General features: G+C 72.1%; 3 protein-coding genes and 1 tRNA gene. 3 read left to right on the forward strand and 1 reads right to left on the reverse strand.

Annotated features, from left to right (window positions below):
* Nucleotides 1-131: 131 nt before the first annotated feature.
* On the reverse strand, nucleotides 132-1,268 hold the full coding sequence (locus tag ACFSJS_RS26520) for an ABC transporter permease (RefSeq protein ID WP_380904779.1): 1,137 nt from the start codon (nucleotides 1,266-1,268) through the stop codon (nucleotides 132-134).
* A 118-nt stretch (nucleotides 1,269-1,386) separates the two neighbouring features.
* Here ACFSJS_RS26520 and hrpA point away from each other — a divergent pair, with 118 nt between their 5' ends.
* From hrpA to ACFSJS_RS26535, 3 genes are all read left to right on the forward strand, one after another.
* A complete protein-coding gene (gene hrpA / locus ACFSJS_RS26525; RefSeq protein WP_380904781.1) occupies nucleotides 1,387-5,379 on the forward strand; it encodes an ATP-dependent RNA helicase HrpA in 3,993 nt (1,330 codons plus the stop codon).
* Nucleotides 5,380-5,469: 90 nt separating this feature from the next.
* Nucleotides 5,470-5,544, forward strand: a tRNA-Asp gene (locus ACFSJS_RS26530).
* Nucleotides 5,545-5,694: 150 nt separating this feature from the next.
* On the forward strand, nucleotides 5,695-6,072 hold the full coding sequence (locus ACFSJS_RS26535; protein WP_380904783.1) for a DUF6274 family protein: 378 nt from the start codon (nucleotides 5,695-5,697) through the stop codon (nucleotides 6,070-6,072).
* The last annotated feature ends 390 nt before the right edge of the window (nucleotides 6,073-6,462 follow it).

Raw genomic sequence — 6,462 nt, forward strand, 5'->3', positions numbered from 1 at the left:
ACGACCAACTCGCCTGAAAAGCGGAAGGTCGCCGGTTCGACCCCGGCCCCAGCCACCGCAGGTGAAGCCCCGAGCGAGGTCCCTCGCCCGGGGCTTCACCGTGTCCGCGTGCGGCAGCGGCGCCGGGGCGTTCACTCCCCGGCCGTGCGCCCGCCCGGGTGACGGTGGCGCCAGATCCAGAAGACGGTGCACGAGCCCACCGCCCAGGCCGCCAGCACCAGGTAGGGCTGGACGTGCTGGTGGCCGGGGAAGTAGACGGCGGTGTGCTGGGCGTTGACGGAGGCGCCCGGCGGCAGCCAGCGCCCCACCACGCCCAGGGGCGAGGGCAGCAGGGGCCAGGCGACCGCGCCGCCGGAGGAGGGGTTGCCGATCAGGACCATCACGCCCCAGGTGGGGAGCATCGCCCAGCGCCCGATCAGGGTGTGGAACATGGTGAAGACCATCCCCGAGGAGAACATCGTCAGGGCGAGGATCAGCCAGGACTGGACGAAGGGGAAGTCGATCGCGTTCAGCCCCCAGTCCACGGCGGCGGCGATGGCGAAGCCGCCGAGCAGCGAGTAGGCGGCGGTGAAGGCGATCCGCTCCGGCGGGTTCAGGGCGCGGGCGTGGACGCTCATCTGGATGGCCCCGATGAAGCCGGTGACCACCGCGGCCAGGGAGACGTAGAACAGGGCCAGGCCGCGCGGGTCGCCCGGGTCCAGCGGTTTGGCGTCCCGCACCTGCACCCGCAGCCCGGTCTCCTCGCCCACCGTGCGGGCGGCCTGGGTCAGCAGCTCGGCGACGGAGGCACCGGAGGCGCTGGAGACGTGCAGCACCGGGGGCCGCCCGGCGCCGGACGGGATCTCCAGTACGGCGAAGACCTGCTGCGACTCCAGCGCCTCCTCGGCCTCGGCCCGGGTGCCGTACTCGTGGAGCTCCAGGGACGAGCGCAGGTCCTCGCTCACGGCCTTCGCGAAGGCGTCCGCGCGGTCCCGGTGGGCGTCGGTGTAGCCGACGACGGCGACGGGGACGCGGTGCGGGGTGGGATCGGCCATGGCGTAGGTGTAGGAGCCCGCGAAGAGGCCCGCCGCGGCGGCGATGATCAGCGACAGCACGGCGGCGGGCAGGAACGGCGACCGCTTGAAGCGCGGCCACCACCCGGTGCCGCCGTCCGCCGCGCCCGCGCCCCCCGCGGCGCCGCCGGCGGCGTCCTCCGCGCCGCTTTGGGCATCATGGGAGCGGTGCGCGGCGCGCCGGCCGTCCGCGGGAGTGTGGCGCTGGTCGCTCATGGGCCTCACCCTAAACAGTCATTCCACCCATAAGACCGCATGTCGGCCGCGGGTTCCGTGCGGTGCCGGACGAATTGATTCGCCCGGCACTCGGCGCGGGTGCGATCCTGGAGTCCGTATGTCCACTGTGTCTGATCCCACCCTCCCCGCCATCCTGGAGCGGCTGCCCGAGCTGATGCTCCGCGACCAGCAGCGTCTGGGCCGGCGCCTGGAGGGCACTCGCCGCATCCGCAAGCCCGAGGCCCGGCAGGCGGTGCTCGCCGAGATCGCCGCCGAGGTGGAGCGGGCCGAGCTGCGCGTGGCCGCCCGGCGGGACGCCGTGCCCGCGATCGACTACCCCGAGCAGCTCCCCGTCAGCCAGAAGAAGGACGAGATCCTCGCGGCGGTCCGGGACCACCAGGTGGTGATCGTCGCGGGCGAGACCGGCTCCGGGAAGACCACCCAGATCCCCAAGATCTGCCTGGAGCTGGGACGCGGTGTGAAGGGCCTGATCGGCCACACCCAGCCGCGGCGGATCGCGGCGCGCACCGTGGCCGAGCGCGTCGCCGAGGAGCTGCGCACCCCGCTGGGCGGGGCGGTGGGCTGGAAGGTCCGCTTCACCGACCAGGTGGGTGACGACACCCTGGTCAAGCTGATGACGGACGGCATCCTCCTGGCGGAGATCCAGCACGACCGGGAGCTGCGCCAGTACGACACGATCATCATCGACGAGGCGCACGAGCGCAGCCTCAACATCGACTTCCTGCTGGGCTACCTCGCCCAGCTCCTCCCCCGCCGCCCGGACCTGAAGGTCGTGATCACCTCCGCGACCATCGACCCCGAGCGCTTCTCCCGCCACTTCGGCGACGCCCCGATCGTCGAGGTCTCCGGCCGCACCTATCCGGTGGAGGTCCGCTACCGGCCGCTGCTGGAGGAGGAGGGCGACAACCCCGACCGCGACCAGATCACCGCGATCTGCGACGCGGTCGACGAGCTCCAGGCCGAGGGGCCGGGCGACATCCTGGTCTTCCTCTCCGGCGAGCGGGAGATCCGGGACACCGCCGACGCGCTGAACAAGAGGAACCTCCGCGCCACGGAGGTGCTGCCGCTGTACGCGCGCCTGTCCCACGCCGAGCAGCACCGCGTCTTCCAGCGGCACAGCGGGCGGCGGATCGTGCTGGCCACCAACGTGGCCGAGACCTCGCTGACCGTCCCCGGCATCAAGTACGTCATCGACACCGGCACCGCCCGCATCTCCCGGTACAGCCACCGCACCAAGGTCCAGCGGCTGCCCATCGAGCCGGTCTCGCAGGCCAGCGCCAACCAGCGCAAGGGCCGCTGCGGCCGCACCTCGGACGGCATCTGCATCCGGCTCTACTCCGAGGAGGACTTCCTCTCCCGGCCGGAGTTCACCGACCCGGAGATCCTGCGGACGAACCTGGCGTCCGTCATCCTCCAGATGACCGCCGCCGGCCTGGGCGACATCGAGCGCTTCCCCTTCATCGACCCGCCGGACCACCGCAGCATCAAGGCCGGCGTGCAGCTGCTGGAGGAGCTGGGCGCCCTCGACACCCGGGAGAAGGACCCGCGCAGGCGGCTGACGGAGACGGGCCGGAAGCTGGCGCAGTTCCCGGTGGACCCGCGGCTGGCCCGGATGGTCCTGGAGGCCGACCGCAACGGCTGCGTCCGCGAGGTCATGGTGATCGCCGCCGCGCTCTCCATCCAGGACCCGCGCGAGCGCCCGGCCGACAAGCAGCAGCAGGCCGACCAGCAGCACGCCCGCTTCCGCGACGAGACCAGCGACTTCATCACCCTGCTCAACCTGTGGACGTACGTGCGCGAGCGGCAGAAGGAGCTGTCCTCCTCGGCCTTCCGCCGCATGTGCCGCTCGGAGTTCCTCAACTACCTGCGCATACGCGAATGGCAGGACATCTACGTCCAGCTCCGCCAGGTGGCGAAGACCATGGGCATCCAGCTCGGCGACCAGGAGGCGAGCCCCGACCGGGTCCACCAGTCGCTGCTGGCGGGCCTGCTGTCGCACATCGGGCTCAAGGACACCGAGAAGAACAACGAGTACCTGGGGGCGCGCAGCACCCGGTTCGCCGTCTTCCCCGGCTCGGCGCTGTTCAAGAAGCCGCCGCGCTGGATCATGTCGGCCGAGCTGGTGGAGACCTCGCGGCTGTGGGCGCGGGTCAACGCCCGGATCGACCCCGACTGGATCGAGCCGCTGGCCGGGCACCTGGTCAAGCGCACCTACAGCGAGCCGCACTGGGAGCAGAAGCAGGCGGCGGTGATGGCGTACGAGAAGGTGACGCTCTACGGCGTCCCCATCGTGGCGCAGCGCAAGGTGAACTACGGGCGCATCGATCCCGAGACCTGCCGCGACCTGTTCATCCGCAACGCGCTGGTGGAGGGCGACTGGCGCACCCACCACCAGTTCTTCCACGACAACCGCAGGCTGCTGGGCGAGGTCGAGGAGCTGGAGCACCGGGCCCGCCGGCGCGACATCCTCGTCGACGACGAGACGCTGTTCGACTTCTACGACCAGCGCATCCCCGAGCACGTCGTCTCCGGGGCGCACTTCGACTCCTGGTGGAAGCGCAAGCGCCGGGAGGAGCCGGACCTCCTCAACTTCGAGAAGTCCATGCTCATCAACGAGCGGGCCGGAGAGGTCACCAAGGCCGACTACCCCGACTCCTGGCGTCAGGGGAAGCTGAAGTTCCGCGTGACGTACCAGTTCGAGCCCGGCGCGGACGCCGACGGCGTGACCGTCCACGTTCCCCTCCAGGTGCTCAACCAGGTCTCCGCCGAGGGCTTCGACTGGCAGATCCCGGGCCTGCGCGAGGACCTGGTCACCGAGCTGATCCGCTCGCTGCCCAAGGCGATCCGCCGCAACTACGTGCCCGCGCCCGACTTCGCCCGGCGCTTCCTGGAGGTGGTCGGCGGGGGCGGCGGGGTGCCGGCGGAGGTCCAGCGGCAGCCGCTGACGGCCGTCCTGGCCCGCGAGCTGACGCGGATGACGGGGGTACGGGTGGTGCCGGAGGACTTCGACCCGGACAAGGTCCCCGACCACTTGAAGATCACCTTCCGGGTGGTGGACGAGCGGCGCCGCAAGGTGCCGGGCAAGTCCGAGAGCAAGGACCTGGAGGAGCTGCGCACCGCCCTGCGCTCCCGCACCCGGGCCGCGCTCTCCGAGGCGTTCGAGTCCGCCCGCACCACCGGTGACGGCGGCGGGGACGGTGCGGGCGTGCAGCAGCGCACCGGCCTGACGTCCTGGACGATCGGCACCCTGCCGCACACCTTCGAGACGCGGCGGGCCGGCCAGCCGGTCAAGGCCTACCCGGCGCTGGTGGACGACGGCGACTCGGTCTCCGTGAAGCTCTTCGACACCGAGGACGAGCAGCGGCAGGCGATGTGGCGCGGCACCCGCCGCCTCGTCCTGCTGAACCTGCCCTCCCATCCGGCCAAGTTCGCCCAGGGGAAGCTGACCAACCAGGCCAAGCTCGCCCTCGCGAGTTCGCCGCACGGCAGCGTGCAGGCCCTGTTCGACGACTGCGTGACGGCCGCCGCCGACCGGCTGATCGCGGCGCGCGGCGGTCCGGCGTGGGACGAGGAGGGGTTCCGCAAGCTCTTCGACGCGGTCCGCGCCGACATCACGGACGCGACGCTGACCACCGTCGGCCACGTCCGGGAGGTGCTCGCCGCCTGGCAGGCCTGCGAACGGCGGCTGAAGTCGCCCCAGCTGACCGGGAGTCCCGCGCTGGTGGAGAGCCTGGCGGACGTGCGCGCGCAGCTCTCGGAGCTGGTCTGCCCGGGGTTCGTGACCCTTCACGGCGCCCGGCGCCTGCCGGATCTGCTGCGCTATCTGACGGCCGTGGACCGGCGCCTCCAGCAGCTCCCCGCGAACGTCGAGCGGGACCGGGCCCGCATGGCGAAGGTGAAGGAGATGCGGGACGAGTACGAGTGGCTGCTGGAGCAGTTCCCGCCGGGACGCCCGGTGCCGCGCGAGGCGAAGGAGATCCGCTGGATGATCGAGGAGCTGCGGGTCAGCTACTTCGCGCACGCCCTGGGCACCGCGTACCCGGTGTCGGACAAGCGGATCGTGAAGGCGGTGGACGCGGCGGCGCCGTGACGGCCGCGGCACCCAGGGTGAGTTCGCCTTGCACGGGTGAGCTGCTGTAGAGTCCTTCTCGCAGCTCGGAGAGATCCGGCTGCGGCTCCAGGTCCTGTGGAGCAGTTTGGAGTGCTCGCCACCCTGTCAAGGTGGAGGCCGCGGGTTCAAATCCCGTCAGGACCGCCGTATCGAAGGCCCGGATCCCCCGCGGATCCGGGCCTTCGGCCGTTTTCCGCCCCGCCCCGCGCCCTCTTCCCGGCGCCCGGTCGGCCGACGGGGCGTCTTGACGGCGCCTCACCTCGCGGGTACCTGTGCTACAGGGAGGTGGGCGCCATGCCGACTACTCCGAGCCGACCGCGGCACGAGACGCGGGCCCTGCTGAGGGCCCACCTGTCCGCGGCCGCGCGCTACGGCCACGACACCCGCCACTGCCCGATCTGCCACCGGCTGCAGCGGCTGGCGATGGAGCCCGGCGACGAGTACCGTCCCGCGCCCCGCCCGGAGTTCCCCGCGGAGCCCTCCGGGCCGCCGGGGGGCGCCGGACGCCTTGCCGGTGTCGCGCGGGGCGACGGGGCCGGAGAGGCCGTACCGGCCGGTCCCGCCGATTCCGCCGCGCCCTCCGCCCTCGTCGCCGCCCCGTGCCCCGGGGCCCCCCGCGAGGAGTCCGCCGGCCCCCTGCCCGCCGCGGTGCCCGCGACGGCCGAACCCTGAGGCGGCCGGGCGCGTCCGCCGCTTCGAGAGGGCGCCCGGAAGCACCGCGGGAGGGCCGCGGGGAGGCTCGGGAAGAACCGGTGCGCGACCGTTTTCCCCACTACCGCACGGTAGTTGGGGTCGACAAGAGGTAAGCCATGTGACGGGAGTCACCGAATCGGTCGACCTGGAGAGGGAATTCACGCCCCGCTTACATCGGGCAAATTTAATATGTGCAATTTTACTGGGGTGTCCAAGGCCGGATACGGCCTCCGGCCGAACCGCCGGCGGGCCCCGGCGACAGGGCCCGCACGGTCGGCCGGATCCTCCTCCAGGACCGGGGATCCACCACGGTGAAACGGTGCGAGCGCCGTGGGCCCCGGGCCCGGAACCATTGGTTCCGGGCCCGGG

Origin of the sequence: Streptomyces desertarenae, from assembly GCF_042681365.1 — a bacterium.
Lineage (GTDB): Bacteria > Actinomycetota > Actinomycetes > Streptomycetales > Streptomycetaceae > Streptomyces > Streptomyces desertarenae.

Bases quoted from the DNA above. Each gene is read 5' to 3' on its own strand.
- ACFSJS_RS26520 (WP_380904779.1), bottom strand. From the start codon at position 1,268: ATGAGCGACCAGCGCCACACTCCCGCGGACGGCCGGCGCGCCGCGCAC.
- hrpA (WP_380904781.1), top strand. From the start codon at position 1,387: ATGTCCACTGTGTCTGATCCCACCCTCCCCGCCATCCTGGAGCGGCTG.
- ACFSJS_RS26535 (WP_380904783.1), top strand. From the start codon at position 5,695: ATGCCGACTACTCCGAGCCGACCGCGGCACGAGACGCGGGCCCTGCTG.